This window comes from Polaribacter sp. (genome assembly GCF_049276715.1).
Classification (GTDB): domain Bacteria; phylum Bacteroidota; class Bacteroidia; order Flavobacteriales; family Flavobacteriaceae; genus Polaribacter.
The window spans coordinates 40,627-66,407 of the sequence record NZ_JBASWY010000030.1; the positions used below are offsets into that span (position 1 = coordinate 40,627).

The following is a 25,781-nucleotide window of genomic DNA, read 5'->3' on the forward strand; positions in this document are numbered from 1 at the left end:
ATTTGTTACAAATCCATAAAAATAATACCAATTATTATTAAATTGCGTTATTGTTTAAAACAAAAATTATTTATGATTCGTAAAAACTTATATAAAGCAGTTTTCTTTTGCACCTTAATTCTCTCTTTAAGTTGCTCAAAATCTGAAGATAATATTCCAACAAATTTAGAAGTGCACGACTTTGTTTGGAAAGGTTTAAATGCTTATTATCTATGGCAAGGTAATATTTCAGATTTACAAGATAGACGCTTTAACAATCAAAACGAATTAAATAGTTATCTATCTGGTTTTGCAACTCCAGAAATTTTATTTGAAAGTTTATTAAACAGACCTGAAGATCGTTTTTCTGTTATTGTTGATGATTATATTGCTTTAGAAAATTCTTTTCAAGGTATAAATCTGAGTAATGGAATGGAGTTTGGTTTGGTGAGATATAGAGACAATCCTACCAATATTTTTGGATATGTACGTTATGTAGTTCCTAATTCTTCGGCTTCAACTGAGAATGTTACAAGAGGTATGATCTTTACTACTGTAAATAATATGCAACTTACAGAAACAAATTTTGGTGATTTACTTTTTGGCAGTAATACAACCTATACTATAGGTCTTGCAAATTATAATAATGGGAATCCTATAGCAAATGGAACCGCGATTACATTATCTAAAAGTCAGTTGCAAGAAAATCCTGTTGCGATCTCTAAAGTAATTACAGATGGCACACAAAAAATAGGGTATTTACTATACAACCAATTTGCTGCAAATTTTGATGGACAATTAAATGCAGCATTTGCTAATTTTAAAGGAGAAAACATCAACGATTTAATCATCGATTTACGCTACAATGGAGGTGGTTCTGTAAACACAGCAACGTATCTTGGAGGCATGGTTACTGGACAATTTACAGGACAATTATATTCGCAACAAGTTTGGAATGAGAAAGTGATGGCTGCAAATCCTGCAAGTATATTTCTAAATAATTTTACAAATGAAATTAGAAATACAGATGCCAATGGAAATGTAGTTTTACAAGAAAGTATTAATAGTTTAGGGCTAACAAGAGTTTATTTTATAGTAACTGGTAGCACTGCTTCTGCATCAGAATTGGTTATAAATTCTTTACGTTCTTATATTGATGTGAATTTAATAGGTACAAAAACAGTTGGAAAACAAGTGGGTTCTATCACTTTATACGATTCTGATAACAACTTTAGAAGAACTGGAGGTAACTTAAATCCAAATCATACTTATGCAATGCAGCCTATTGTTTTTGAAATTTCTAATAAAGATAATGTAAATGTACCTTTAGGATTTGCACCTGGAACTACTTTGCCAGGAATTCAATTATCAGAAAATTATGGCAATTTGGGAATACTTGGAGAACGTTCAGACCCATTATTAGATAGAACCTTAATTTTTATTTCTACTGGTGCAAAAGGATTTCAAACACAAAAAAGCAACGGTTCTGAAGAAATTTACAACTCAAAATTAGCAACTCGTGCAAGTAATGACATGTTTGTTGATGTAATAAAATAACTAAAAAAATCCAGCTAAAGCTGGATTTTTTTGTTAGTATAAATTGGTTTGATTTTATTCCTATTGATTCGAAATTTTTATATCTAAACCAAATTCGGCATTTATATTTTTTATAAAATGAGTGGCTAATAAATGTGATTCTTTTTCTGCATTTTGATGAATAAAAAAATGAACATTCTCTAAACCAGCATTTACCCATTCTCTTAGTTTTAAAACCCATTCATCTAACCTGTTATAATCTAATGGATGATTTGCACCTACAAACCTTATAAAAGCTTCGTTATTTGTTAATCTATTGTGAACCATATCTCTTCTGCCAGCAGTATCTACCAAAACATTGGCAATATTATAATCTTCTAAAAGTTGTGATAATTTTTGACTCTTTTTCTTAAAAGCAAACCAATCTTTATGACGAGCTTCTATAGCCAAAGGAATATTTTTAGGCCAACTTTCTGCAAAATATTTCAATACTTCAAAATTCTTAGGACTAAAATTTGAATTTAATTGTACAAAAATAGTTCCTAATTTTTCTTCCAAGTTACTAAAGTTTTCAATATAAGAATTCACAACTTCTTCCACATCTTTTAAACGTTTTCCATGGCTAATTTCCTGACCTAGTTTGGGAAAAAATTTAAAACCATCTGGAGTTTTTTCTTTCCATTTCTCAAATTGAAGCCCAGGAAAATTTCTATAAAAAGTATCATTCAACTCAATAGAATTAAACTGCTGCGAATAATATTCTAATTCATCTTTTGTTCCTTTAGGATAAAATCCTTTTAAATCTAGTCTATTCCATTTTGCTGATTCTACAAAAAAAATTAGTTTTTTAGGTTGATTAACTTTCTATAAAATATCAAACGTTTTAGGATTTGTTTCTGGTAATGAAAAATCTATCTTTTCTGGATTCTCAACTTTTCCGAATTTCATTTCGTTATTATTTTTAATTTTAAATCATAAACATCGCTCAAACCCTCGTCAATTTCTTGATCTGTTAAAACATCGGGTCTAAATTCACTCATTAATTCTTCCTGTTTCGATTTCGCGTAATTAAAACCAGATTTCCACCATTTTCGCATCATAACTTGATCAAAAACCAAAGAATTTGTGGTTAAAACTGTTGGTGTGTAATACAAATTTAACTTTACATTTTTATTGGTTGCTGCTAATTTTCCAATAGTAATATTATGTCTTTCTACATGCGTAAGCATAAAATCGAACACATCAAAAAGCAAAGAAAATGGGTTTTTAGAAGGTATTCTGTTAAACTGAGTAACTTCGGTTTCTAAAATAATGGCATCAATTTCTGTGGCCCCTCTTAAAATAGCTTCTCTAATGGGCACCAAAGATCCAAAACCACCATCTGCATATTGTTGCCTATCTTTTTCGAGAATACTCATAAAAGGAACATAGTTACAAGAACCCCAAATCCAATCGCAAAAATCTTCGTAAGTACAATCATTACTAGATTTATATTCAATTTGATTGGCAGTTAAATTAGAAACTGTAACCACAATTTCTTTATGGCTTTTTACAATTTCTTCATACATATTTTTGGTGATATTTCGCTTTATCAAATTATGTAAATTCTTACTCTCTCCAAATGTTTTTCTACCTTTAATAAAGTTAATCAGTACGTTAAAATGATTGATACTTATCACTTTTTCTCCAGCAACTCTTTTAATTTTAAAAGGGTTGTTATTAAAAATAGTTTTTTGATTTACGTTGGTGTACAATTCTTTTAATTCATCTAACATTCCCAAAGCTAGATGAGAAACCATTAAACTCCCAGTAGAAGTGCCCAAAAATAAATCGTAATCTTTGTTTTCTTTTTTCATTAAATATTGTGCAACGCCACCTGCAAATGCTCCTTTACTTCCTCCACCAGAAATTACCAACGCTTTTTTCATTAACTCAAAATGATTTGTTTATTTTCGTTAAAAATATTAAAAATGCAAAGAATACTTCTATATATAATCATAATTGTTTTTTATGTTGCTTGCAAAAATGATTATTTACCAAGAAATATTTCATCGGTAACAATTAAAGAATTTAAAAAAGATAGCACAAGCATTAGGGCTATTCATGTTATTGATGAGAACACCCTTTTTTATGCAGGTTCTAATGGAGATATTGGTTATACAAAAGATAATGGCTCTATTTGGAATACCTTATTTATAAAATACAAAAATTCCATAATACCCCATTTTAGAAGTTTGGCAAAAAATGGAAAAGATTATTTTGCCCTTTCTATTGGAAACCCAGCTTTGTTGTATAAAATTTCTGATGGAGAATCTACTTTAGTTTATTCTGAAAAAAACGAAAAAGTATTTTATGATGCCATTCAGTTTTTTGAGGATAACATTCATGGTATTGCAGTTGGAGATCCAACAGAAGATTGTGCATCTATTATTTTAACTGCTGATGCAGGAAAAACTTGGAACAAAATTTCTTGTGAGTTTTTACCAAAATTTGAAGAAGGTGAAGCCTTTTTTGCTGCAAGTAACACCAATATTAAAACTATTGGAAGCACAGTTTGGATTGCTTCTGGAGGCACAAAAGCACGCATTCTAAAATCGGAAGATTTTGGCCAAACTTGGCAAATTTTTGAAACACCCATTATTCAAGGAAATGGTCCTCAAGGAATTTATTCTATGGATTTTGTTGATAAAAATAATGGAATTGTAATTGGTGGAGATTACTCTAAACCTTTAGAAAACAAAGCCAACAAAGCAATTACCAAAGATGGTGGAAAAACTTGGAAATTGGTTGCTGATGGAAAAAACCCGAATTATAAAAGCTGTGTACAATTTGTGCCAAACACAAATGGACAAGAAGTTTTTGCAGTTGGTAAAACTGGAATTTCTTTTTCTAATGATGCTGGAGCTACTTGGAAAGAAGTTTCTAAAGATAGCTATTACACCATTAAATTTGTTGATAAAAATACTGCTTGGTTAAGTGGAAATGAAAAAATTGGAAAATTGGTTTTAGAATAATATTAATCTGTAAAAACTGTGTCTAACTATAATTATATTCTTTTTTTAATAGCCTCGCTCCTATTTTTTTCTTGTCAAAAAGAATTTAAGATTACTGATGATTTTAATTGTGAAACATCAAATTTTAATAATGTAGAAGTTGTAGATGATGTTAAAAATTTATTTTCAGTTGAGTTGCCAAAAAATTGGAAAATAAATTTATATCAAGATGAAGTGCAATCATCGATATTTGCAGCAGATACAACCAAACAACTTACAGAAACAGTTTTATTAGATGTAACTTACATCAACAATAGAATAAATTTTGACGAGACTTTTTTATTAAAACAAGAGCAAGAAAACTTGGCTAATAATTTGATTAAAATAAAATCAAAAGAATTTATCTTTTTAGACAAACCATCAATTTATATGCTCTATAAAGGTAAAAAAAGAGGTTTTAATTATCAATTTTGCAACACTTTTATCAAAATAAATGAATCTAATTTTATACTGATAAAAACAGAAATTTTTGGAGATTCTTTGGTAAATCAACGATTTTGCAAATCATTTTCATTAATTGAAAACATCAAATTAAAAAATTAAAATGATGGATTTACAACTTATTAAATAGCTATCTTTTTTTTAGTAAAAAATTAGTAGTTGCTATTTTTTAATGTCAAGATAAATCAGGGTTTTTACCCTTAATATTCAAGAAAAAACCTCTTAAAAAAGCGAAATCCTTCTCTTTATCATTGGTCGCATAAAAAGGTTCAGAAATTTTTATTTGTTTTTTCTCAAAATCTAAAGTAGCCATTACAATAGGCACATTTGCACCTTTAGCAATGTAATAGAAACCTGTTTTCCATTCTATAACTTTTTTACGAGTTCCTTCTGGTGATAAGCCTAATCTGAACTCTTCTTTCGAGTTAAAGATTTTAATAATAGCATCTACCAAATTACTGCTCTTACTTCTATTTACTGGTGTGCCACCCAAAGCTCTAAAGAAAAATCCGAAAGGTCCATTAAAAAGTGAATCTTTACCAATAAAATGAATCATAACTCCAGAAGCCATTCTTGCTAAAATAGCAATCGGAAAATCTACCCAACTTGTATGAGGGGCTGCAATTACTACATACTTTTTTGGTGTTTTTGGAAAATCACCATTCAACCTCCAACGTAAAACTGTAAATAAAATAAAACTTGCGATTTTTTTCATTGTTCCTTTCTACATAAATCTTTATTAAAACTCAATTTTTGAGTTTCATTTTGGTTATAAAAGTTATAAATTTAAGGACTTAATTTGAAATGATGACAGATTTGATAATTTACTTTTTAATAGCACTGATTTTTAGTTTGATAGGTTTTTTTATTTCGAAACTATTGTTAAAATTAAACTTCGAAAAAGCAAAAACTTTTATAGAAAAAGAGAAATCTACTTTAGAAGAACGAGTTGCTTTGTTGCAACAATCTAAAGAAATTGTTGAAAACACTGTGACTGAGTTGCAAAAAGATGTCAAAAACATTCAACAAGATAAAGAGATTTTAATATCAGAAAAATCGACTTTAACTTCTGAATTAAAAAATTTGCAACAAAATTTTGATGAAAAATTAGGAGAAGTCTTAAAATTAGAAGAAAAGTTTACCAAAGAATTTGAGAATCTTGCTAATAAAATTTTTGAAGATAAATCCACAAAATTTACACATCAAAATAAAGAAAATATCACTAATATTTTAAATCCTTTAAAAGAAAAAATAGAGAGTTTCGAAAAGAAAGTTTCTGAAACTCAAGAAAAAAGTACAGGTATGCATTCTGCTTTAAAAGAGCAACTTACGCATTTAAAAGAGTTAAATTTACAAATGAGTAAAGAAGCTGTAAACCTTACAAATGCTTTAAAAGGAGACAGTAAAACACAAGGTGATTGGGGTGAAACTCAGTTAGAATTATTACTTGAAAAAGCCAATTTAACCAAGGACTTACATTATTCCACACAAGGTGGTTATAGAGATGATGAAGGACGCTTAAAAAAGCCGGATTTTATTATAAATCTTCCAGATAATAGGCATTTAATTGTAGATTCTAAAGTTTCTTTAACCGCTTACGAAAGTTATTTTAGTGCTGAAGATGATTTGCAAAAAGAAGTGTTTTTAAAGAAACATATAGAAAGTTTGCGCAAGCATTTTAAAGATTTAGGAGAAAAAAAATACGATGCTTTGTATGAAATTAATTCTCCAGATTATGTGTTAATGTTTGTACCCATAGAACCTGCTTTATTAATTGCCTTAAACAAAGTTAATAATCTCTATTTAGAGGCGTTAGACAGAAATGTAGTATTAGTTTCTACATCCACATTATTGGCAACTTTAAGCACAGTATCTTCTATGTGGAGACAAGAAAATCAAAAAAGAAATGTTATAGAAATTGCAAAACAAGCAGGCTCTTTATATGATCAGTTTGTAAATTTAACAGACGATTTAATTAAAGTAGGAAATCAATTAAAAACAGTACAAGGTAGTTACGACTCTTCTATGAAAAAACTAACTGGTAAAGGGAATTTGGTGAGAAAAGTAGAAAAGATAAAAGAGTTGGGAGCAACTGCATCTAAAACCTTCAATCAAAATTTATTAGACAGAGCAACTTCCGAAGATTAATTTGCTTTTGAGTTAAAAAATGCTTATATTAAAAATAGATTTAACATTAATGTTATAATCATTTTTAACAGTAATAAATAAAAGCAATGAACATGAAAGATAATAATGACAAGTTAAAAGACAACAAGGATAAGTTGAATGATAACAGCGAAAAACTCTATGATACAAGTAAAGAGGCTCAAAATTTAAAAGAACATGAAGAACAACTGGAAGGTGGTTCTGAACATGAAGATGGTACAAAAACGATTCATACAAGTGAAACAAGAATTTTAGAAGGTACTCATAGAGAAGTTTTAATTGGAAAAAATTTAGAAGAAATTGAGAAATTAAAAGAAAAGCAGAAATCAATTGAGAAAACCATACTTGATAAATTAACTCGCTAACTGAAATTTCAGAAAATCATTAATAACAAAGGTAAATTAGATAAAATGGTGGGAGAAATTCAAGAAAAATTCGGTAAAACTAAAGATAAAATTGCTTAGAAAATTAAAAATTGATAATCAACCTCTAAAATAAATATAAAAGCACCAAATTAAATTTTGGTGCTTTTTTTTATACTTCTTGTTTATACTTATTTACCAGTTTGCCAACAGTTAAACCTTGCACAATTATCGAGAAAACAACAACTACATAGGTGATTACTAGAAATAAATCACGATGCATTTCTGCTGATAAACCCAAAGCTAAAGCAATAGAAATTCCGCCTCTTAAACCGCCCCAAGTCATAATTAAATTTGTTTTTGGTACAAAATTTAATTTATTTTTAAAAATAGTAATGGGTATAAATAAAGAAAGATATCTGCACACTAAAACAATCGGAATTGCTATTAAGCCAACCAAAATATATTTACCTTCGAAAACTAAAAGCAACATTTCCATACCAATTAAAACGAATAGAACAGCATTTAAAAGAATATCTAGTAATTCCCAAAATTTATCAACATATTTTTCTGTAATTTCAGACATTGAAGTAGCTCTTACAGTATCATTACCTACAATTAAACCAGCAGTAACCATTGCCAAAGGTGCAGATAAATGCAATTTATGTGCAATTACAGTTCCACCCATCACTGCTGCTAAAGTTATAATGACTTCAATATCGTAATCGTCTATAGACCTTAAAAGTCGGTAAGTTACCCAACCTAACAAACCACCTAAAGCAATTCCACCAATCACTTCTTGTCCAAATAATTGAAAAACATCAAAAGTGGTGGTGTTGTCAATTCCTGTTTTTGCAATCTGAAAAATGGTTAAAAAAACGACAACTCCTACTCCATCATTAAACAAAGATTCCCCAACAATTTTAGTTTCTAAATTTTTAGGAACTCCTGCTTTTTTTAAAATTCCAAGAACAGCAATAGGATCTGTAGGAGATATTAAAGCTCCAAATAACAAGCAATAAATAAAATCTACATTAAAATTAAGAATTTGTAATATATAGAACATGCCAATTCCAACTAAAAAGGTAGAGGTTAAAACCCCTAAAGTAGAAAACAATAAAATTGGCCAACGTTGTATTTTTAATTGTTCGAAATTGGTATGTAAAGCGCCTGCAAATAATAGGAAACTCAACATTTCATCTAACAAAACCGATTTAAAATCGATGCTAGAAATTATGGATTTTTCTAAGTTTAATAAAGTAGGATCAAAATAACTGAATAGCAAAACACCCAAAGTAAAAATGATGGTAATAATCATTAAACCAATGGTATTTGGCATTTTTAAAAACTTTACATTCAAATAACCAAAAACGGCTGAAAGAAATATTAAAACTGTTGCTATAAAATAAGTATCCATAAAAAAGTGTTTCAAATTTAAAGATATAAAAAAGCATCAAGATTTTTCTTGATGCTTCTATTTTTATCAATAATTTATTAATTACATTACAAATAATCTTCTTGCGCTCATCATTTCTGAAACACGCTCTCCAATTTCATGCAATTTATCTTCATTAGCAGCATTCTGTATTGCTTCATCAATAAAAGCAACTACTTGAACCATGTCTTGCTCTTTTAAACCACGAGTTGTAATTGCAGGCGTTCCAACACGAATACCCGAAGTTACAAAAGGAGATTTATCATCAAAAGGAACCATATTTTTATTTACAGTAATATCTGCTTTACCAAGCGCAATTTCTGCATCTTTTCCAGAAATATTTTTATTTCTTAAATCGATTAACATACAGTGATTATCAGTACCACCAGAAATTAAATTATAACCTCTTGCTACAAACTCAGCAGCCATTTTTGCTGCATTTAGTTTCACTTGAATTTGATATTCTAAAAACTCATCTGTTAAAGCCTCACCAAAAGCAATTGCTTTTGCAGCAATTACATGTTCTAAAGGCCCTCCTTGATTTCCAGGAAAAACAGCAGAATTTAATAAAGTAGACATCATTTTTGGTTGTCCGTTTTTTAAATTTTCTCCAAACGGATTTTCGAAATCTTTACCAACCATAATAATTCCTCCTCTTGGTCCACGCAATGTTTTGTGCGTTGTAGAAGTTACAATATGGCAATGAGGAATAGGATCGTTTAAAATACCTTTGGCAATTAAACCTGCAGGATGTGAAATATCTGCCATTAAAATTGCACCCACAGAATCTGCAATTTCTCTAAAACGTTTAAAATCGATATCTCTAGAATACGCAGAAGCACCAGCAATAATTAAATTTGGTAATTCTTCTGTAGCGATTTCCTGAATTTTATCATAATTTAAAACACCTGTCTCTTTTTCAACTCCATAAAAAGAAGTTTCATATAATTTACCAGAAAAGTTTACAGGTGAACCATGAGTTAAATGGCCTCCATGAGATAAATCGAATCCTAATATTTTATCACCAGGTTTTAAACACGCTGCAAAAACAGCAGTATTTGCCTGAGAACCAGAATGTGGCTGCACATTTACATATTCTGCCCCAAATAATTCTTTACATCTGTCAATAGCAATTTGCTCTACAATGTCTACAATTTCGCAACCTCCATAATATCTTTTTCCAGGATAACCTTCTGCATATTTGTTGGTTAAAATAGAACCTTGTGCCAGCATTACTTGATCGCTTACAAAGTTTTCTGAAGCTATGAGCTCTAAACCATTTAATTGTCTTTCTTTTTCCTCCTGAATTAAGTCGAAAATTTGATTGTCTATCTGCATTATTTGTATAATTAATTAAGACATCAAAAATAAATAAAAACGATTTCTAAATGAAGCTATTTCTGTGATGTTTTCAACAAGTTATTAATATTTATTCTTAATAGATTAAAGTAATCTTAAAATTACATTTTTCATTAAATAATTGTTTTAAAATGATAAAAATTTATGTAGGTTTGAGGAAATATAAATTTACACGAATGATTATCACAGCAAATAATCCGAAAAGAAAATCTTGGTTAAAAGTAAAGGAAAATTCAGATTTCCCAATTCAGAATATTCCTTTTGGAGTTTTTATCACTAGAGATGATATTATTACTATAGGAAGTAGAATTGGAGATTTTGCCATCGATTTAGGGGCGTTTCATCAATTGGGCTATTTTGAAGGAATTCCTTTAACAGACGATATGTTTCTGCAAGATAATTTAAATGATTTTATTGCAGATGGTAGAAAAACATGGAGATTGGTTCGTAACAGAATTGCAGAAGTTTTTGATGTAACCAATGGTTCTTTAAGAGATAATGCAGTACATAAAGACAAAATTATTTTTAGAATGGATGAAGTAGAAATGTTGTTGCCAGTTGCTGTTGGCGATTATACAGATTTCTACTCGAGTAAAGAACATGCTACAAACGTAGGTTCTTTATTTAGAGATCCAGAGAATGCATTGTTGCCAAATTGGTTGCATATTCCTGTTGGTTATCATGGAAGAAGTTCTTCTATAGTGCCTTCTGGAACCAAAATTAGAAGACCTTATGGACAAACCAAACCTGCAGAAGGAAGCAATACTCCAGGTTTTGGCCCAACACAATTATTAGATTTCGAATTGGAAATGGCGTTTATTACTACAGATGCCAATGTTTTAGGAGAAAGAATACCAATAGAAGAAGCAGAAGAATACATTTTTGGTTTGGTACAATTTAACGATTGGTCTGCAAGAGATATTCAAGCTTGGGAATATGTGCCTTTAGGTCCGTTTTTAGGTAAGAACTTTGCTTCTACAATTTCTCCTTGGATTGTGACTTTAGATGCTTTAGAACCTTTTAGAGTTGCCAACCCTAAACAAGTTCATGAGCCTTTGCCTTATTTAAAACAAGAAGGAAAAAGAAGTTACGATATTCATTTACAAGTAGGTATAAAGCCAGAAAATGGTGAAGAAACTGTAGTTTCCAAATCGAATTTTAAATATATGTATTGGACCATGGCTCAGCAATTGGCACATCACACAGTAAATGGTTGCCCAGTAGAAGCTGGAGATATGATGGGTTCTGGAACAATATCTGGCCCAACAAAAGACAGTTACGGTTCTATGTTAGAATTGACTTGGAAAGGACAAAACCCTATTACTTTAAAAGATGGAACCACGCGTAAATTTATAGAAGATAATGATACTGTAATTATGCGTGCACATTGTAAAAATGATAAAGTACGTATTGGTTTTGGAGAATGTATAGGTAAAATATTGCCTGCGAAATAAAAAGGCAATGACTTCAGATAATTTTTAAACCAAAACTTGTATAGTTTTGGTTTTTTTATGCAATTTTTTTAAAAAATTATTATAAAAAAGATTAAATTTGTCTTCAATTAGATACACTTTATGTTCTTTATAGAAAAAACACAAGAATTTAACAAATGGTTTAAGAAACTAAAAGATATTAAAGCAAAAGCTAAAATTCTTTTTAGAATTCAGAAATTAGAAAATGACGCACATTTTGGTGATTATAAATTTGTGGGTGATGGAATTAAAGAACTTAAAATAAATTTTGCAAAAGGTTATAGAATTTACCTTAAAGAAAAAGAAGGTAAAATTATAATTTTATTAATTGGAGGTGATGAATCTACGCAACAAAAAGATATTGATAAAGCCAAAGAGATTTGGAAAACATTAAATAAATAAAATATGGAAACTTCAAAATTTGATATTGCTGATTATTTAGACAGCAAAGAAATGATAGCAGAATACCTAAACACTGTTTTAGAAGATGGAGACAATGCAGATGTTATTGTTGCAATAGGACATATTGCAAAAGCTATTGGAATGACTAAAATTTCTGAAGAGTCTGGTTTAAGCAGACCTAGTTTATACAAAGCATTATCTAAAGGTGCAAAACCACAATTTGCAACCATTATGAAAGTATTAAAAGCTATTGGTGGTCAGATACAAGTAAAACCATTAGCTTCTTAAATTTTATTAAACAAGATGATAATAAACATTACAGATAATAATAAGATTCTAAAAGAGAAACTCAATTTAAAACTGCCTGATTTTGTTGTTTTAATTAGTAAAGATTTTTTTGTAGAACAAACCCAATTGCGTTAAAAGATGGAACTACGAGTAAATTTATAGAAGATAATGATACTGTAATTATGCGTGCACATTGTAAAAATGATAAAGTACGAATTGGTTTTGGAGAATGTTTGGGTAAAATATTGCCTGCGAAATAGAAGGCAATGCCTTCAGATAATTTATAAACCAAAACTTATATAGTTTTGGTTTTTTTGTTTTAAAAAAAAGGGGGTTTTCCTGTTTGTTTTTTTAGATAAAAAATCGGAACTTGCTAATTTATGATCATAATTTATTAAAACGATACATATCAGGGTAAGTTGTAAACTATTTAAAAACAACATAAAAAGATAATGAAATATTAATGTTAAATTTGTTCCCTCAATAGAATTAGAGTTATGAAACTTAAGTCAATCAAATATATTAACAATGAACAAGAATGGGGATTCGAAAAAATCAACTTTTTCGACCTAACTCTTCTTGTTGGTGTCTCTGGAGTTGGAAAAACTCAAATATTACGTTCAATTTACGCTCTTAAAAAAATTGCAACTGGAAGTAATGAGAATGGTGTTAAATGGGAAGTTGAACTTGAAACATTAAAAGGTAACATTTACTATTGGAAAGGAGAATTTGAAAATCTTAAATCTAAAGAGGAACTAATTACAGATTTTTTCGACTCTGGTAAAGATGAAATAAAACCAAAAATAGTATTTGAAGAAATCTTTTTGAATTCGGAAAAAATAATTGAAAGAAATCTTAATAGATTTATTTTTAATGGCAATGAAATGCCAAAATTGATTTCCACAGAAAGTGCTATAAATATTTTAAAAGAGGAAGAACTAATTTCTGACCTTCACGAAAGTTTTAAATTAATCATATACAGAGACCATACAGAAAAAGAAGGTATTCGTTTCAGCAGATTGAGTATTGAAAAACTAAAAAACAAATACAAGACTTTTCAGCAAATAAAAGAAAGCGAATTAGAAACTTTTGATAAACTAGCTTTAATCTACGAAATGGAGGAACCTGTATTTCAAGAGATTAAATCACGTTTTATTGATGTTTTTCCTCAAGTAGAAGATGTAAAAGTGGAACCAATAAAAGATAACGAATTATCTAACTTTATTTTTGAAGCTACCATCATACAGATTAAAGAAATTGGTGTTCAAAAGTGGATTCCTCATAATCGAATGTCCTCAGGTATGTTGAGAACACTTCTTCATATTGCAGAAATGTATCTCTGGAATGAAGGTACAGTTATTTTAATTGATGAATTTGAAAATAGTCTTGGTCTTAACTGTATTGATGTTCTAACTGAAGATTTAATATATGATGACAACAATGTTCAATTTATTGCAACAAGTCATCATCCATACATTATCAATAAAATACCATTTGATTATTGGAAAATTGTAACAAGAAAAGGGGGGACAATAAAAACTTTTGATGCTAAAGAATTTGAGATGGGTAATTCTCATCATGATAGATTTATGAGTTTAATAAACCACCCTTTTTATAAGCAAGGTATTTCATAAATGAATTTATACTTTATATTGGAGGGTGACAAAACAGAAGTTCTACTATATCCTAAATGGATTAACTATGTGCTTCCTAATTATTCAGAAATTAATTTTGAAAATCAAGCCACTCAAGATTGTTATTATATTTTTTCTGGTGGTGGAATACCTTCTATCTACAATCATACAGTAAATGCAATAAAAAACATTAATGCTAACCCTATTTATGACAAACTAATAGTTTGTCTAGATGGAGAAGAAATTGGAGTTGATGCCAGAATAGATGAAATAAAAAATCATATTTTTGATTCTGGAGTTAAGTTAAATGAAAACTGTGAAATACATTTTGTTGTTCAGAATATCTGCATTGAAACTTGGTTTTTAGGTAACAAAAAAATAGTAAAAAAAGTACCTGTAGGTTTAAAATTAAGAGAATTTATAGAACATTACAATATAATAGAAGAAGACCCTGAATTAATGAAGAAAATGGCATTGTATAGAAATAAAGCCCATTTTCACTATTCTTACTTTAGGGAAATTTTGAAAGAACATAATTTAATTTATAGAAAATCAAAACCAACAATTGTAATGGAAAAATCTTATTTCCAACAGCTTGAAAAAAGGGTAAATGAAACAGAACATCTTCCCACGTTCAAACAACTAATAGATTTACTTTACTCTCTTACCTAATAAATGATTGCACACAAAATTGTGTAAAAAAAATTCTAGTAACAGCTAATTAACGAAAATGCTTGTGGTCTCTATATCTTTGATTTATTAACTAACTTTAGTTTTAAACAAAGTAACTAAGAATAAATAAAGATATTACCAAAACCAAAAATAGCTCTGAAAATTCAGAGCTATTTTTAATATCTATAGTAATATTTATAAAGTTTTAATCTTCATCATCTTCAATATCATCTACATCTATATCTGCATCTTCATCAAAAGAATCTTCGTCTTCTGCGTAATCTTCCATAGTTTGTTCTAAACGATCACTAATTTTAACTAGGTAAATAGTATCATCTGTTCTTACTTCTATCGCTTTTACAGTTTCTCCTTTGGCATTTTTAAAAGAAATAATATCTCCATAATCATATCCATCAGGATATTTGTCAATTAACATATCTAATATGTCTGTGGTTAACTTTGCGTATTCTACGATTACTCTTTTCATTTTTTTTAGCTGTTAATTTCTAGATAACGTATATTTTAATGGGCTCTTTGATTTTCAAAAATAATAAAATTTAATAAACAAATGTCATTTTAATTACATTTCTAAAAGATATGCAAAAATTAGCGGTGCAACAATGGTAGCATCACTTTCTATGATAAATTTAGGTGTGTCTATATCTAATTTTCCCCAAGTAATTTTTTCATTTGGCACAGCTCCAGAGTAAGAACCATAACTTGTTGTAGAATCTGAAATTTGACAGAAGTAACTCCAAAAAGGCGTGTCTGTTCTTTCCATATCTTGATACAACATTGGTACTACACAAATAGGGAAATCTCCTGCAATTCCTCCTCCAATTTGGAAAAAGCCAATTCCGTTTTTAGAATTGTCTGTATACCAATCAGATAAGAATGTCATGTATTCAATTCCAGATTTCATGGTAGTTGCTTTTAACTCACCTTTTAAAACGTAAGAAGCAAAAATGTTACCCATTGTAGAATCTTCCCAACCAGGAACTACCATTGGTAAGTTTTTTTCTGCAGCTGCATACATCCAAGAATCTTTAATGTCTATTTCATAGTATTGCTCTAAAACACCAGATAACAATAATTTGTACATATATTCATGTGGCAAATAGCGTTCGCCTTTTGCTTCTGCATCTTTCCAAATTTTAACAATATGTTCTTGAATTCTTCTAAAAGCTTCTTCTTCTGGAATACAAGTATCTGTAACTCTGTTTAAGCCTTTTTCTAATAAATCCCACTCATCTTGTGGTGTTAAATCTCTATAATTAGGTACTCTTTTATAGTGCGAATGAGCTACTAAATTCATCACATCTTCTTCTAAATTGGCACCTGTACAGGAAATAATTTGTACTTTATCTTGGCGAATTATTTCTGCAAAAATCTTTCCTAATTCTGCTGTACTCATAGCACCAGCCAAAGAAACTAGCATTTTAGAACCTTTGTTTAATTGAGCTTCATATCCTTTTGCTGCATCTACCAAAGCAGCTGCATTAAAATGTAAAAAGTATTTTTCTATAAAATTTGTAATTGGTTTGCTCATTTTTATTTTTTATTTTTTGAATCTGGCAAATGATTATTATCTGCCATTAAAGGTGCATTAAAAAACTCTGGAAAAACTGCAAAATCTGATCTGTAAGCAGAAACAGAATCTACAAAAAACTCTGCATGTTCCATTAATTCTTCCAAATCTTTATACAAACGCATTTGCCATTGAATTAAACCCAAACGTACAACTGTTTTTTTAGTAGTCGCTTTTTTAGATTTTTTCTGATAGTAAATGTTATCCCATTCTAATAAAACTGCAAATTCTCCAGAATTGGCATCACCTTCTAAATAGCCTTTTAAGATTTTCGACGGATGAAAATCATTTGAGATTTGAAAGTTTAAAACTGGATCATAAATTTCTTTACGTTTTACTTTTTCTAAATATTCTTTTGGTGATATTGTTTTAGAAAATTTATGATAATTTGGCATTCTACCACCAAAAACGATTCCTCTTAAATTTAAGGTTTCACATAATTCTTTTCTGTAATCGTACAATCTTCTTCCTAAACGTAAACCACGAAAGTCCGATTTTATAAAAACGTCTATTCCATACAGAACATCACCATCTTTGTCATGAGTACTAAAACTAAAATTACCTGTTACATCTTCATAGGTGTGTCCTTCATCAAAACTATCGTAATCTACAATAATGGAAAGTGCACAACCTGCAAACTGGCCATTTATTTTAATAACAACCTGACCTTCAGGAAATTTTTTAATTAAATTTTCTATTTGAGATTCTGACCAATATGTATTTTCCATACTGGCATAAATCTCAATCATTGCTTGTTTTAGGTCTTGATAATCATCAATCGTTAAATACTGCAATTCTATATTTTCTATTGTTTTTATCATTAAATTAGATTAAAAATCGTCGTCATCATTTTTAAATTTCGACAATTTACTAAAAGGGTTGACACTGTTATCATCTTCATTTCCAATATCATAAGAGTCGTCATTTGAAGCAAACTTATAGCTTAACATTTTATAGAATAATTTTGCTGCTAAAGCATTTGAAGACTTGTCGTTTTTATTTGGATTTAATTCTACCATATCAAAACCAACTACGTTTTTCTCATCAAAAACTCTTTTTAAGAACTCTAAAGTTTCGTAATAAAACAAACCTCCTGGTTCAGGATTTGTTACAGATGGCATAATTGATGGGTCTATTCCATGCAAATCGAATGTAATAAAAACATTCGTACTTAATTGATCTACAACATCATCCATCCAATCTTCGTTAACAGCCATTTCATGGGCAAAGAAAACCTTGTCTGAGTTTATTTCTCTTTTTTCTGAAATATCCATACTTCTAATACCTACTTGTACCAAATTGGTAGAAGAATTTGCTTCGTACATTGCACAAGCGTTGTTGTATTTAGAACCATCATATTCTTTTCTTAAATCTGTATGTGCACCAATGTGAAGTACAGATAAACTGCTAAAACACTCATTAAAAGCTCTTACAGTTCCAATAGAAATAGAATGTTCTCCTCCAAAAATAGTTACAAATTTATTTCTATTAATGTACTTTTTTGTGGTTTGATGTACTTCTTCTACAACTTTTTTTGGCGAATCGTTTTCTGAAATTGCATCTGCAATATATACACCTTCTTTAAATGCTTCAGAGTCTGTTTCAATATCATACAATTCAATATTCTCAGATGCTTCGAAAAAAGCTTCTGGACCACTTACATCGCTATTCTGCGCATTACTTGTTCCATTATAAGAAACAGGAATTATTACAATTTTTGATGTAGACAAGTTTCCAAACTCTTGTGGAATACCTGCATAATTTTTAGTTGTTTTCATTTAATTAATTTGAGTAGAAAAACATTTTTTATTTTTGGATATTTCTTATTTCTTTTTATTTATTAGCTGTATCTGCATAGCCTAAAATAGAGAGTAACTCACTACTTTTTTGTTGCTCTTTAAAAATCTTTGTAGTAAAATTTCCATTTTCATCTTTATCTATCAACAGATGTTTTGGATGTGGAATTAAGCAATGCTGCAAACCGCCAAAACCACCTATAGATTCTTGATAAGCCCCTGTGTTAAAAAATCCAATAAACAAAGGTTTATCTTTTTCGTAGGTAGGCAAATAAATTCCATTTATATGCTGTTCAGAGTTGTAATAATCATCACTATCACAAGTTAAACCACCCAATAGAACACGCTCATATTTCAAATTCCATTTGTTAATTGGCAACATTATAAAACGTTTATTAATTGCCCAAGAATCTGGTAAAGTTGTAATAAATGATGAGTTAATCATATTCCAACGTTCTCTATCATTTTGTCTTTTTTGATATAAAACTTCATAAATCGCTGCACCAGATTCTCCTACTGTAAAGCTACCAAATTCTGTAAATATATTTGGTACATCCACATTAGCCTGATCACAAGCTGTTTTTATTTGATATACAATTTCATCAATCATATATTCGTAATCGTAATCAAAGGCCAAAGAGTTTTTTATAGGAAAACCACCACCAATATTTAAGCTATCTAAAGTTGGACAAACTTTTTTAAGGTTGATGTAGACGTTTAAACATTTCATCAATTCATTCCAATAATAGGCATTATCTTTTATACCTGTATTAATGAAAAAATGCAACATTTTTAATTCAACTTTCTTATTATCAGCAACTTCACGCTCATAAAAAGAAACGATGTTTTTATACCCAATACCTAACCTAGAAGTATAAAACTCAAATTTAGGTTCTTCTTCTGAAGCAATTCTAATACCAATTTTAAACTTTTTCTTAGTTTCTTCTTGAATTAAATCAATTTCTTCGAAATTATCTATAATTGGAATGCAATTTTTATGTCCAGAATTAATTAAAGCACCAATATTTTCAATGTATTGATCACGTTTAAATCCGTTACAAATTACATAGGTTGTATCCTTAATTTTGCCTTCTTTCTTTAAATTATTTACAATGTCAATATCAAAAGCTGAAGAAGTTTCTATATGAATATCATTTTTTAAAGCTTCGTTTAAAATATGTTTAAAATGAGAACTTTTTGTACAATAGCTATAAAAGTATTTACCTTTATAGTCATGTTTTTTCATACTTTTTTGAAACCAACCTTTTGCCTTGTTAATATTTTCTGATATTTTAGGCAAATAGGTAAATTTTAATGGAGCACCATATTTAGAAGTTAATTCCATTAAGTTAATACCATGCCAAAAAAGTTTGTTGTTTTCTGTATGAAATTCCTCTTGTGGGAAATGAAATGTTTGATCTATTAAATCTGTATATTTAGTATTCACTTTTGATCTTAAATTATTATAAAAAATTAGTAACAACTAAACTAAATAAAATAGTTTAGAAATATAGTTTGAAAATATATTTTTATAGAATAATTTTTAGATAAACAACATGAAGTTTCGAAAAAAGCAACAAATTATACAGATGATTAAATCTTTTCATCATAATTTTTTTGCGACATTTCTTGCAGGTTTCACAACCATTTTTAGGACAAATAAAGATTTCCTTCAATGTAGATAATAATATTTAACTTTAATAAGCAAAACAAAAATATATTTTTTTTTTATAATAAATCGAAAAACAATAAAAAAGTAATTATTTTATTAAAAGATTAATCTTCAGGAGGATGTCCATGTATTTTCTCGAAATCTTCATCAAAATTAGTGCGTAAATATGTATTCAATTTTTTCTTGTAATCATCTTTTAACCAAGTAACAAAATTGTGAGTACTTTTAGAAATGCATTTTGCATATCTATTAATTCTGTCATCAATCTCCTCTCCTAATAATTTTGCTAAAATTAAAGCATCAAAAACATCTTCGCTATTTTCAATACACATTTTTGCATGATGTTCTATCGATTTTTCTAAAACCCTCTTAGAAGATTCTCCAGATCTAATCGTATCTATATAAACATATTTTACGTCAAAATACGTGTCTTTCGACTTTGCAAACTCTTTTTTTACATCCGTAGGCAATTCATATCTAAAGCTACTCTCTATTTCCTCATCAGATAAAATTGCATTCAAATAATAATCTGGAGCTCTGAACATTTTTTGCCAGTCTAAGTCTGCTCCCCAAGGTCCAAATCTGTGAAAATTATTTCCTAAATCTATAACGTCAAACGTTTTCTTATCACCAAAAATACGCGAACCACGTCCAATCATTTGGTAATATAAAGTTAGAGATTTTGTTGCTCTATTTAAGATAATTGCCTCAATACTAGGCTCATCAAAACCAGTAGTTAAAATACTTACAGAGGTTATAATGGCACCTGGCGTTTTATGAAACCATTTTAAAATTAACTCACGCTCTTTTCTTGTATTTGTATTGTCTAAATGTGCAATGGGATAACCTGCTTTTTTAAAAGCATGAAATACTTGGATAGATGTGTTAATTCCGTTATTAAAAATTAGTGTTTTCTTACCTTTTGCAGTTTCTTCGTAAGCTCCCACTAGCTTGGAAAGCATATCTGAATTTGTATATAAATCTTCAGAAGATTTTACAGTATAATCTCCATTTGCACCAACTTCTAAAGAAGTTAAACCTACATTATAAGAATACAAATTTGCTTGTGCTAAATACTCATTTTCTATTAACTCTTGTATAGATTCACCAACAAATAACTCCTGATAATTCTCATACATTGGTAATTTAATGTTAGAACTTAAGGGTGTTGCAGTAACTCCAAGGATAAAAGAATCGTGAAAAAATTTAAAAATTTTAGTAAAAGAATTGTAATGCGCCTCATCTACAATTACCAAACCAATATCAGAAATGTCTAGTTTATCATCATTTAATCGATTCTTTAAGGTTTCAACCATAGCAACAAAACAATCAAAGTCTTGCTGATCATCTAATTTCGCTGTAGAATTGATTATTTTATTGCGAACACCAAATTCGCGAAGCATTTTAGATGTTTGCTTACTTAACTCAATTCTATGAGTTAATACCAAAACTTTTTTCTTAAAAGTTTGTAAATACCTTCTTACAATTTCAGAAAAAATAACTGTTTTTCCACCACCAGTTGGCAGTTGATATAACAAATGATAGTCTTGAGCTGCTGAGTCGAAAACTTTAAAAATTTCTTGTAAAGCATCTTTTTGATACCCATATAACTCTTTTCCTGATATATTTTTCGAAGTCGTAATCTCTGCCAAACGTTTTAAAATTTAAGATACAAAAATAAGACTTAAATAAGGTTGTATGCAAGTTATACTAAACAAATCTTGTTAAATTTGTTTGAGTAATGTCATAATGTGAGGCATTGTGCACAGAAACCTCGTTTTTAATGATTAATAATTGTGGCGATTGATGAATTACTTGAAAAGTATAACCAACTTCATCAGATATATTTCTATAATTTAATAAATCTAAATAATAAACCTTTAAACTTTGATGCTCTTCTGTAAAAAGATTTTCGAATTGCTTCATAACCATTCTACTAATTCCACATCTGGTAGAATGTTTAAAAATTAAAACCGGTTTTGTTTTAGAAGCTTCTTTAATTTCAGCCAATTGTTCTAAAGATGTAAGAGGAATCCAATTTAAATATGACTTTTTTTCATCTTTTGGTTTTTCATTTTCTTTTCCTCCAAACATGTTATTAAATATGCCCATTTTGTATTTTTAAGTATTAGAATTTACAAAGATAAGAAACTTTAACCAGTCAAAAAGTCAGTAAACACAATACTTTTCAAGACATTTTGACTTGTTAATGAGTTTAAAATTAGATGGTATTAAAATTGCTACATTCAACTTGAAAAAGTAAATATTAATTTCAAGAAATTTAATTTTTCTTGATTCAAAAAATATAAAATGAATTTAAATAATTATACAACAAAATCGCAAGAAACCATTCAAATGGCGCAACAATTGGCGCAAAGTTTTGGTCATAATCAAATAGAAAATGAGCATATATTTAAAGCTTTAACACAAGTTGATGAAAATGTACTGCCTTTTTTATTAAAGAAATTAAATATCAATACTGATATTATCAATCAGATTTTAGACAAACAATTAGAAAGTTTACCTAAAGTTTCTGGTGCAGAAATTATGATTTCTAGAGAAGCTGGAAAAACATTAAATGAAGCAGCAATCATAGCAAAAGACATGAAAGATGATTATGTTTCAATTGAACATTTAATTTTAGCTATTTTCAAATCGAAATCTAATATTGCTCAAGTTTTGAAAGACCAAGGAGTAACCGAAAAACACTTAAAAGCCGCGATTGAAGAATTGAGAAAAGGTGAAAGAGTTACTTCACAATCGCAAGAAGAAACTTATAATTCGTTAAACAAATTTGCTAAAAACTTAAATGAATTGGCCAAAAACGGAAAATTAGATCCAGTAATTGGTAGAGATGAAGAAATAAGACGTTTGCTACAAATTTTATCACGTAGAACAAAAAACAATCCAATTTTAGTTGGTGAGCCTGGAACTGGTAAAACAGCGATTGCAGAAGGCTTAGCACACAGAATTGTAGATGGTGATGTGCCAGAAAATCTAAAAGATAAACTCATTTTTTCTTTAGATATGGGAGCCTTAATTGCGGGTGCAAAATACAAAGGAGAATTTGAAGAACGGTTAAAAGCAGTAATTAAAGAGGTAACAAACTCAGATGGAGATATTGTGCTATTTATTGATGAAATTCATACGTTAGTTGGTGCTGGAGGTGGACAAGGAGCTATGGACGCAGCAAACATTTTAAAGCCAGCTTTGGCAAGAGGTGAATTGCGTGCAATTGGAGCAACCACTTTAGATGAATATCAAAAATATTTTGAAAAAGACAAAGCGCTTGAAAGACGTTTTCAGAAGGTAATTGTTAATGAGCCAGATACAGAAAGCGCCATTTCTATTTTAAGAGGAATTAAAGAAAAGTACGAAGCACACCATAAAGTTCGAATTAAAGATGAAGCTATTATTGGTGCAGTAGAACTTTCTCAGAGATATATTACCAACCGTTTTTTACCAGACAAAGCTATTGATTTAATGGATGAAGCTGCGTCTAAATTACGTATGGAAATTAATTCTAAACCAGAAGAACTAGATGTTCTAGACAGAAAGGTGATGCAGTTAGAGATCGAAATTGAAGCAATAAAACGAGAAAAAGACGAAACGAAGTTAAAATCGCTTCGTTCAGATTTGGCAAACCTTAAAGAAGAAAGAAACGAAATTAATGCAAAATGGAAATCTGAAAAAGAAATTATAGATAACATTCAGAACAGCAAAGCCGCTATAGAAAATTATAAAATTGAAGCAGAAAAAGCAGAACGTGAAGGAGATTATGGAAAAGTTGCTGAAATTAGATATGGTAAAATTAAAGAAGTTCAAGAGCAATTAGAGGGTTATCAAAAAGTATTACAAGAAAATCAAACAGGAAAATCTTTAATTAAAGAGGAAGTTACATTAGAAGATATAGCAGAAGTGGTTGCAAAATGGACAGGAATTCCTGTAACCAAAATGATTCAATCTGAACGTGAAAAATTGCTAAAATTAGAACATCAATTACATAAAAGAGTGGTTGGACAAGAAGAAGCAATTGTTGCTGTTTCTGATGCTGTAAGACGTTCTAGAGCTGGTTTACAAAACCCAAATAAACCAATTGGAAGTTTCTTGTTTTTAGGCACTACAGGTGTTGGAAAAACAGAACTGGCAAAAGCATTAGCAGAATATTTATTTGATGATGAAAATGCCATGACTAGAATTGATATGAGCGAATATCAAGAGCGTCATTCTGTAAGTAGATTAATTGGTGCACCTCCAGGTTATGTTGGCTTTGACGAAGGTGGACAATTAACTGAAGCTGTAAGAAGAAGACCATATTCTGTAGTGCTTTTAGATGAAATTGAAAAAGCACATCCAGATACTTTTAATGTTTTGTTACAGGTTTTAGATGAAGGAAGATTAACAGATAATAAAGGGCGAGTTGCAGATTTTAAAAATACCATTATTATTATGACTTCAAATATGGGAAGTCAAATAATTCAGGAAAAATTTGCAGACCCAAAAGCAGATTTAGAATCTGTAACTGAATTAGCAAAAATAGAGGTTTTAGCATTGTTAAAACAATCTGTAAGACCAGAATTTTTGAACAGAATTGATGATGTAATTATGTTTACACCATTAAATAAAGCTGATATTTTTAAAATAGTAAAACTGCAAATAGAACATTTAAAGAAAATGATTGGCAAACAAGAAATCACTTTAGATGCTACAGATGAAGCAATTGCATATTTAGCAAAAAAAGGATATCAGCCAGAATTTGGTGCAAGACCTGTAAAAAGAGTCATTCAGAAAGAAGTTTTAAATCAGCTTTCTAAAGAAATTTTATCTGGCAAAGTAACCACAGACAGTATTATTTTGTTAGATGCTTTTGATGATCAATTGGTTTTTAGAAATCAGGCTGATTTAATTGAACAATAATTAAAGTTAGTTGATAAATTAATTAGTTTCGAAAAAGCGATATTTTAAAAAGTATCGCTTTTTCTTTTTTACCTATATTTGATTTTTAATTTATCAATATGAAAAAATATTTATTTTTACTTGCTTTTGCTTTTAGCTTATTAATATCTTGTATTTCAAAAGAAAAAGTTACCACTACTTCTTCTACTACAATATATTATTTAATTCGTCATGCCGAAAAAGATAGATCAGACAAAACGAATAGCAATCCAAATTTGAATTTCGAAGGTGAAAAAAGAGCTCAAAATTGGGCCAATTACTTTAAAGATATTCAAATAGACGCTGTATATTCTACTAATTATAATAGAACTATACAAACTGCAACACCAACAGCACAAACTAAAAATTTAGAAATCATTTTTTACAATCCTACCAGAATGTATGATTCTATTTTTCAAAAAGATACAAAAGGAAAATCAGTTTTAGTGGTTGGTCATAGCAATACAACTCCTTCATTTGTAAATAAAATTTTAGAAGAAGAAAAGTACGAAAACATCTCTGATACTGATAATTCTAAATTATTTATTGTAACTATTCATAATGATAAAAAAACAAGTAAAGTAGAAAGTATAAACTAGTTTAATAGCTCAACTTCTATATTATTTAAAATAATTTCAGAGACCTTTTTTAGTTGATTATTTTCAAAAGCGGCATCTAAATACATCAACTCAATTGACTTGTTTTCAGGCTTATAATTTTGGTAATCTACGAACCGAATTCCTTTTTTACTGCATTGTTCTTTTAAAGCCCTAAAACGTTTTCCACCACCATTTGTGTGATAAGAATAGGCTAAGTAATCAATTAAAAAATTATCTTTTTCTATCAAATATATAAAAATATCCTCAAAATCTTCTCCTCCTCCATTTTCAGAAAAAGAAATTTCTATTTTGTAGTAATCTTTTCCTTTTATAGTTGATGGTTTTAATAGCTTTTTACGAACAGCCTTATCATTTAATCCATAAGGTAATAC

The 25,781-nt window shown here is 29.2% G+C and carries 25 protein-coding genes and 1 pseudogene; 13 read left to right on the forward strand and 13 right to left on the reverse strand.

Annotated elements, in window-relative coordinates:
- Positions 1-72: 72 nt before the first annotated feature.
- Positions 73-1,536: a S41 family peptidase gene (locus WAO74_RS08940; RefSeq protein ID WP_422161364.1), complete on the forward strand. Its 1,464-nt coding sequence runs from the start codon at positions 73-75 to the stop codon at positions 1,534-1,536.
- Positions 1,537-1,596: 60 nt separating this feature from the next.
- Here the strand turns inward: WAO74_RS08940 and WAO74_RS08945 are convergent, their stop codons facing one another.
- Positions 1,597-2,355 carry a DUF72 domain-containing protein gene (locus WAO74_RS08945; protein ID WP_422161405.1) on the reverse strand — a complete coding sequence of 253 codons (759 nt, stop codon included), beginning with the start codon at positions 2,353-2,355 and terminating at the stop codon, positions 1,597-1,599.
- Between the two features lie 104 nt (positions 2,356-2,459).
- Positions 2,460-3,443, reverse strand: coding sequence for a patatin-like phospholipase family protein (locus tag WAO74_RS08950; protein ID WP_422161366.1), 984 nt, complete (start codon positions 3,441-3,443; stop codon positions 2,460-2,462).
- 42 nt (positions 3,444-3,485) lie between these two features.
- Here WAO74_RS08950 and WAO74_RS08955 point away from each other — a divergent pair, with 42 nt between their 5' ends.
- Positions 3,486-4,529 (forward strand): WD40/YVTN/BNR-like repeat-containing protein, encoded by a 1,044-nt coding sequence (locus tag WAO74_RS08955; RefSeq protein ID WP_422161368.1) that lies wholly within the window; start codon positions 3,486-3,488, stop codon positions 4,527-4,529.
- Between the two features lie 18 nt (positions 4,530-4,547).
- Positions 4,548-5,111: a hypothetical protein gene (locus tag WAO74_RS08960; protein WP_422161370.1), complete on the forward strand. Its 564-nt coding sequence runs from the start codon at positions 4,548-4,550 to the stop codon at positions 5,109-5,111.
- 73 nt (positions 5,112-5,184) lie between these two features.
- On the opposite strand, the gene WAO74_RS08965 is transcribed toward WAO74_RS08960, so the two are convergent.
- The gene (locus WAO74_RS08965) at positions 5,185-5,724 is read right to left on the reverse strand and encodes a 1-acyl-sn-glycerol-3-phosphate acyltransferase (protein ID WP_422161372.1); all 540 of its coding nucleotides are present in this window, start codon (positions 5,722-5,724) and stop codon (positions 5,185-5,187) included.
- A gap of 164 nt (positions 5,725-5,888) precedes the next feature.
- Here WAO74_RS08965 and rmuC point away from each other — a divergent pair, with 164 nt between their 5' ends.
- Entirely contained in the window at positions 5,889-7,157 is a 1,269-nt protein-coding gene (rmuC, locus tag WAO74_RS08970; protein ID WP_422161374.1) for a DNA recombination protein RmuC, read from the forward strand.
- 92 nt (positions 7,158-7,249) lie between these two features.
- The gene (locus WAO74_RS08975; RefSeq protein ID WP_422161376.1) at positions 7,250-7,540 is read left to right on the forward strand and encodes a hypothetical protein; all 291 of its coding nucleotides are present in this window, start codon (positions 7,250-7,252) and stop codon (positions 7,538-7,540) included.
- 169 nt (positions 7,541-7,709) lie between these two features.
- On the opposite strand, the gene WAO74_RS08980 is transcribed toward WAO74_RS08975, so the two are convergent.
- Both WAO74_RS08980 and glyA read right to left on the reverse strand, forming a co-directional pair.
- A complete protein-coding gene (locus tag WAO74_RS08980; protein WP_422161377.1) occupies positions 7,710-8,954 on the reverse strand; it encodes a cation:proton antiporter in 1,245 nt (414 codons plus the stop codon).
- A gap of 81 nt (positions 8,955-9,035) precedes the next feature.
- Positions 9,036-10,310, reverse strand: a complete 1,275-nt coding sequence (gene glyA / locus WAO74_RS08985; RefSeq protein WP_422161378.1) for a serine hydroxymethyltransferase — start codon at positions 10,308-10,310, stop codon at positions 9,036-9,038.
- 197 nt (positions 10,311-10,507) lie between these two features.
- Here glyA and fahA point away from each other — a divergent pair, with 197 nt between their 5' ends.
- From fahA to WAO74_RS09015, 6 genes and pseudogenes are all read left to right on the forward strand, one after another.
- Positions 10,508-11,785 (forward strand): fumarylacetoacetase, encoded by a 1,278-nt coding sequence (gene fahA, locus WAO74_RS08990; RefSeq protein WP_422161380.1) that lies wholly within the window; start codon positions 10,508-10,510, stop codon positions 11,783-11,785.
- 120 nt (positions 11,786-11,905) lie between these two features.
- A complete protein-coding gene (locus tag WAO74_RS08995) occupies positions 11,906-12,205 on the forward strand; it encodes a type II toxin-antitoxin system RelE/ParE family toxin (protein ID WP_422161381.1) in 300 nt (99 codons plus the stop codon).
- 3 nt (positions 12,206-12,208) lie between these two features.
- Positions 12,209-12,493: an addiction module antidote protein gene (locus WAO74_RS09000; RefSeq protein WP_422161383.1), complete on the forward strand. Its 285-nt coding sequence runs from the start codon at positions 12,209-12,211 to the stop codon at positions 12,491-12,493.
- A 119-nt stretch (positions 12,494-12,612) separates the two neighbouring features.
- Positions 12,613-12,753, forward strand: a pseudogene (locus tag WAO74_RS09005) (fumarylacetoacetase); the annotation flags it as partial.
- A gap of 237 nt (positions 12,754-12,990) precedes the next feature.
- Positions 12,991-14,127, forward strand: a complete 1,137-nt coding sequence (locus WAO74_RS09010) for an AAA family ATPase (RefSeq protein WP_422161384.1) — start codon at positions 12,991-12,993, stop codon at positions 14,125-14,127.
- Positions 14,128-14,799: a hypothetical protein gene (locus tag WAO74_RS09015; protein WP_422161386.1), complete on the forward strand. Its 672-nt coding sequence runs from the start codon at positions 14,128-14,130 to the stop codon at positions 14,797-14,799.
- Positions 14,800-15,004: 205 nt separating this feature from the next.
- Here the strand turns inward: WAO74_RS09015 and WAO74_RS09020 are convergent, their stop codons facing one another.
- The 7 genes from WAO74_RS09020 to ytxJ all read right to left on the reverse strand — a co-directional run bounded on the left by WAO74_RS09020 (position 15,005) and on the right by ytxJ (position 21,967).
- A complete protein-coding gene (locus WAO74_RS09020; protein WP_422161388.1) occupies positions 15,005-15,286 on the reverse strand; it encodes a hypothetical protein in 282 nt (93 codons plus the stop codon).
- Between the two features lie 93 nt (positions 15,287-15,379).
- Positions 15,380-16,348 carry a deoxyhypusine synthase family protein gene (locus tag WAO74_RS09025; protein WP_422161389.1) on the reverse strand — a complete coding sequence of 323 codons (969 nt, stop codon included), beginning with the start codon at positions 16,346-16,348 and terminating at the stop codon, positions 15,380-15,382.
- A 2-nt stretch (positions 16,349-16,350) separates the two neighbouring features.
- Positions 16,351-17,208: a GNAT family N-acetyltransferase gene (locus tag WAO74_RS09030; RefSeq protein ID WP_422161391.1), complete on the reverse strand. Its 858-nt coding sequence runs from the start codon at positions 17,206-17,208 to the stop codon at positions 16,351-16,353.
- Positions 17,209-17,217: 9 nt separating this feature from the next.
- Positions 17,218-18,165: an agmatinase gene (speB, locus tag WAO74_RS09035; RefSeq protein ID WP_422161392.1), complete on the reverse strand. Its 948-nt coding sequence runs from the start codon at positions 18,163-18,165 to the stop codon at positions 17,218-17,220.
- A gap of 55 nt (positions 18,166-18,220) precedes the next feature.
- Positions 18,221-19,630 carry an arginine decarboxylase gene (locus WAO74_RS09040; protein WP_422161394.1) on the reverse strand — a complete coding sequence of 470 codons (1,410 nt, stop codon included), beginning with the start codon at positions 19,628-19,630 and terminating at the stop codon, positions 18,221-18,223.
- A gap of 329 nt (positions 19,631-19,959) precedes the next feature.
- Positions 19,960-21,507 carry a DEAD/DEAH box helicase gene (locus tag WAO74_RS09045; RefSeq protein WP_422161395.1) on the reverse strand — a complete coding sequence of 516 codons (1,548 nt, stop codon included), beginning with the start codon at positions 21,505-21,507 and terminating at the stop codon, positions 19,960-19,962.
- Between the two features lie 58 nt (positions 21,508-21,565).
- Entirely contained in the window at positions 21,566-21,967 is a 402-nt protein-coding gene (ytxJ, locus tag WAO74_RS09050) for a bacillithiol system redox-active protein YtxJ (protein WP_422161397.1), read from the reverse strand.
- 198 nt (positions 21,968-22,165) lie between these two features.
- Between ytxJ and clpB the strand changes: the two genes are divergently transcribed.
- Both clpB and WAO74_RS09060 read left to right on the forward strand, forming a co-directional pair.
- Positions 22,166-24,772 carry an ATP-dependent chaperone ClpB gene (clpB, locus tag WAO74_RS09055; RefSeq protein WP_422161399.1) on the forward strand — a complete coding sequence of 869 codons (2,607 nt, stop codon included), beginning with the start codon at positions 22,166-22,168 and terminating at the stop codon, positions 24,770-24,772.
- Between the two features lie 98 nt (positions 24,773-24,870).
- Positions 24,871-25,389, forward strand: a complete 519-nt coding sequence (locus WAO74_RS09060; protein WP_422161401.1) for a SixA phosphatase family protein — start codon at positions 24,871-24,873, stop codon at positions 25,387-25,389.
- Here the strand turns inward: WAO74_RS09060 and WAO74_RS09065 are convergent.
- Positions 25,386-25,781, reverse strand: a 396-nt coding sequence (locus tag WAO74_RS09065) for a DUF6503 family protein (RefSeq protein ID WP_422161403.1), incomplete at its 5' end; no start/stop codon positions are given. The genes WAO74_RS09060 and WAO74_RS09065 overlap by 4 nt on opposite strands.

What these genes read in the sequence shown, in the direction of transcription:
- WAO74_RS08975 (WP_422161376.1), top strand. Translation starts at nt 7,250, where the DNA reads ATGAAAGATAATAATGACAAGTTAAAAGACAACAAGGATAAGTTGAAT.
- WAO74_RS08955 (WP_422161368.1), top strand. Translation starts at nt 3,486, where the DNA reads ATGCAAAGAATACTTCTATATATAATCATAATTGTTTTTTATGTTGCT.
- WAO74_RS09015 (WP_422161386.1), top strand. Translation starts at nt 14,128, where the DNA reads ATGAATTTATACTTTATATTGGAGGGTGACAAAACAGAAGTTCTACTA.
- WAO74_RS08940 (WP_422161364.1), top strand. Translation starts at nt 73, where the DNA reads ATGATTCGTAAAAACTTATATAAAGCAGTTTTCTTTTGCACCTTAATT.
- WAO74_RS08995 (WP_422161381.1), top strand. Translation starts at nt 11,906, where the DNA reads ATGTTCTTTATAGAAAAAACACAAGAATTTAACAAATGGTTTAAGAAA.
- WAO74_RS09060 (WP_422161401.1), top strand. Translation starts at nt 24,871, where the DNA reads ATGAAAAAATATTTATTTTTACTTGCTTTTGCTTTTAGCTTATTAATA.
- WAO74_RS08980 (WP_422161377.1), bottom strand. Translation starts at nt 8,954, where the DNA reads ATGGATACTTATTTTATAGCAACAGTTTTAATATTTCTTTCAGCCGTT.
- speB (WP_422161392.1), bottom strand. Translation starts at nt 18,165, where the DNA reads ATGAAAACAACTAAAAATTATGCAGGTATTCCACAAGAGTTTGGAAAC.
- fahA (WP_422161380.1), top strand. Translation starts at nt 10,508, where the DNA reads ATGATTATCACAGCAAATAATCCGAAAAGAAAATCTTGGTTAAAAGTA.
- WAO74_RS09020 (WP_422161388.1), bottom strand. Translation starts at nt 15,286, where the DNA reads ATGAAAAGAGTAATCGTAGAATACGCAAAGTTAACCACAGACATATTA.
- WAO74_RS09000 (WP_422161383.1), top strand. Translation starts at nt 12,209, where the DNA reads ATGGAAACTTCAAAATTTGATATTGCTGATTATTTAGACAGCAAAGAA.
- WAO74_RS08950 (WP_422161366.1), bottom strand. Translation starts at nt 3,443, where the DNA reads ATGAAAAAAGCGTTGGTAATTTCTGGTGGAGGAAGTAAAGGAGCATTT.
- clpB (WP_422161399.1), top strand. Translation starts at nt 22,166, where the DNA reads ATGAATTTAAATAATTATACAACAAAATCGCAAGAAACCATTCAAATG.
- ytxJ (WP_422161397.1), bottom strand. Translation starts at nt 21,967, where the DNA reads ATGGGCATATTTAATAACATGTTTGGAGGAAAAGAAAATGAAAAACCA.
- WAO74_RS09030 (WP_422161391.1), bottom strand. Translation starts at nt 17,208, where the DNA reads ATGATAAAAACAATAGAAAATATAGAATTGCAGTATTTAACGATTGAT.
- glyA (WP_422161378.1), bottom strand. Translation starts at nt 10,310, where the DNA reads ATGCAGATAGACAATCAAATTTTCGACTTAATTCAGGAGGAAAAAGAA.
- WAO74_RS09025 (WP_422161389.1), bottom strand. Translation starts at nt 16,348, where the DNA reads ATGAGCAAACCAATTACAAATTTTATAGAAAAATACTTTTTACATTTT.
- WAO74_RS08965 (WP_422161372.1), bottom strand. Translation starts at nt 5,724, where the DNA reads ATGAAAAAAATCGCAAGTTTTATTTTATTTACAGTTTTACGTTGGAGG.
- WAO74_RS09010 (WP_422161384.1), top strand. Translation starts at nt 12,991, where the DNA reads ATGAAACTTAAGTCAATCAAATATATTAACAATGAACAAGAATGGGGA.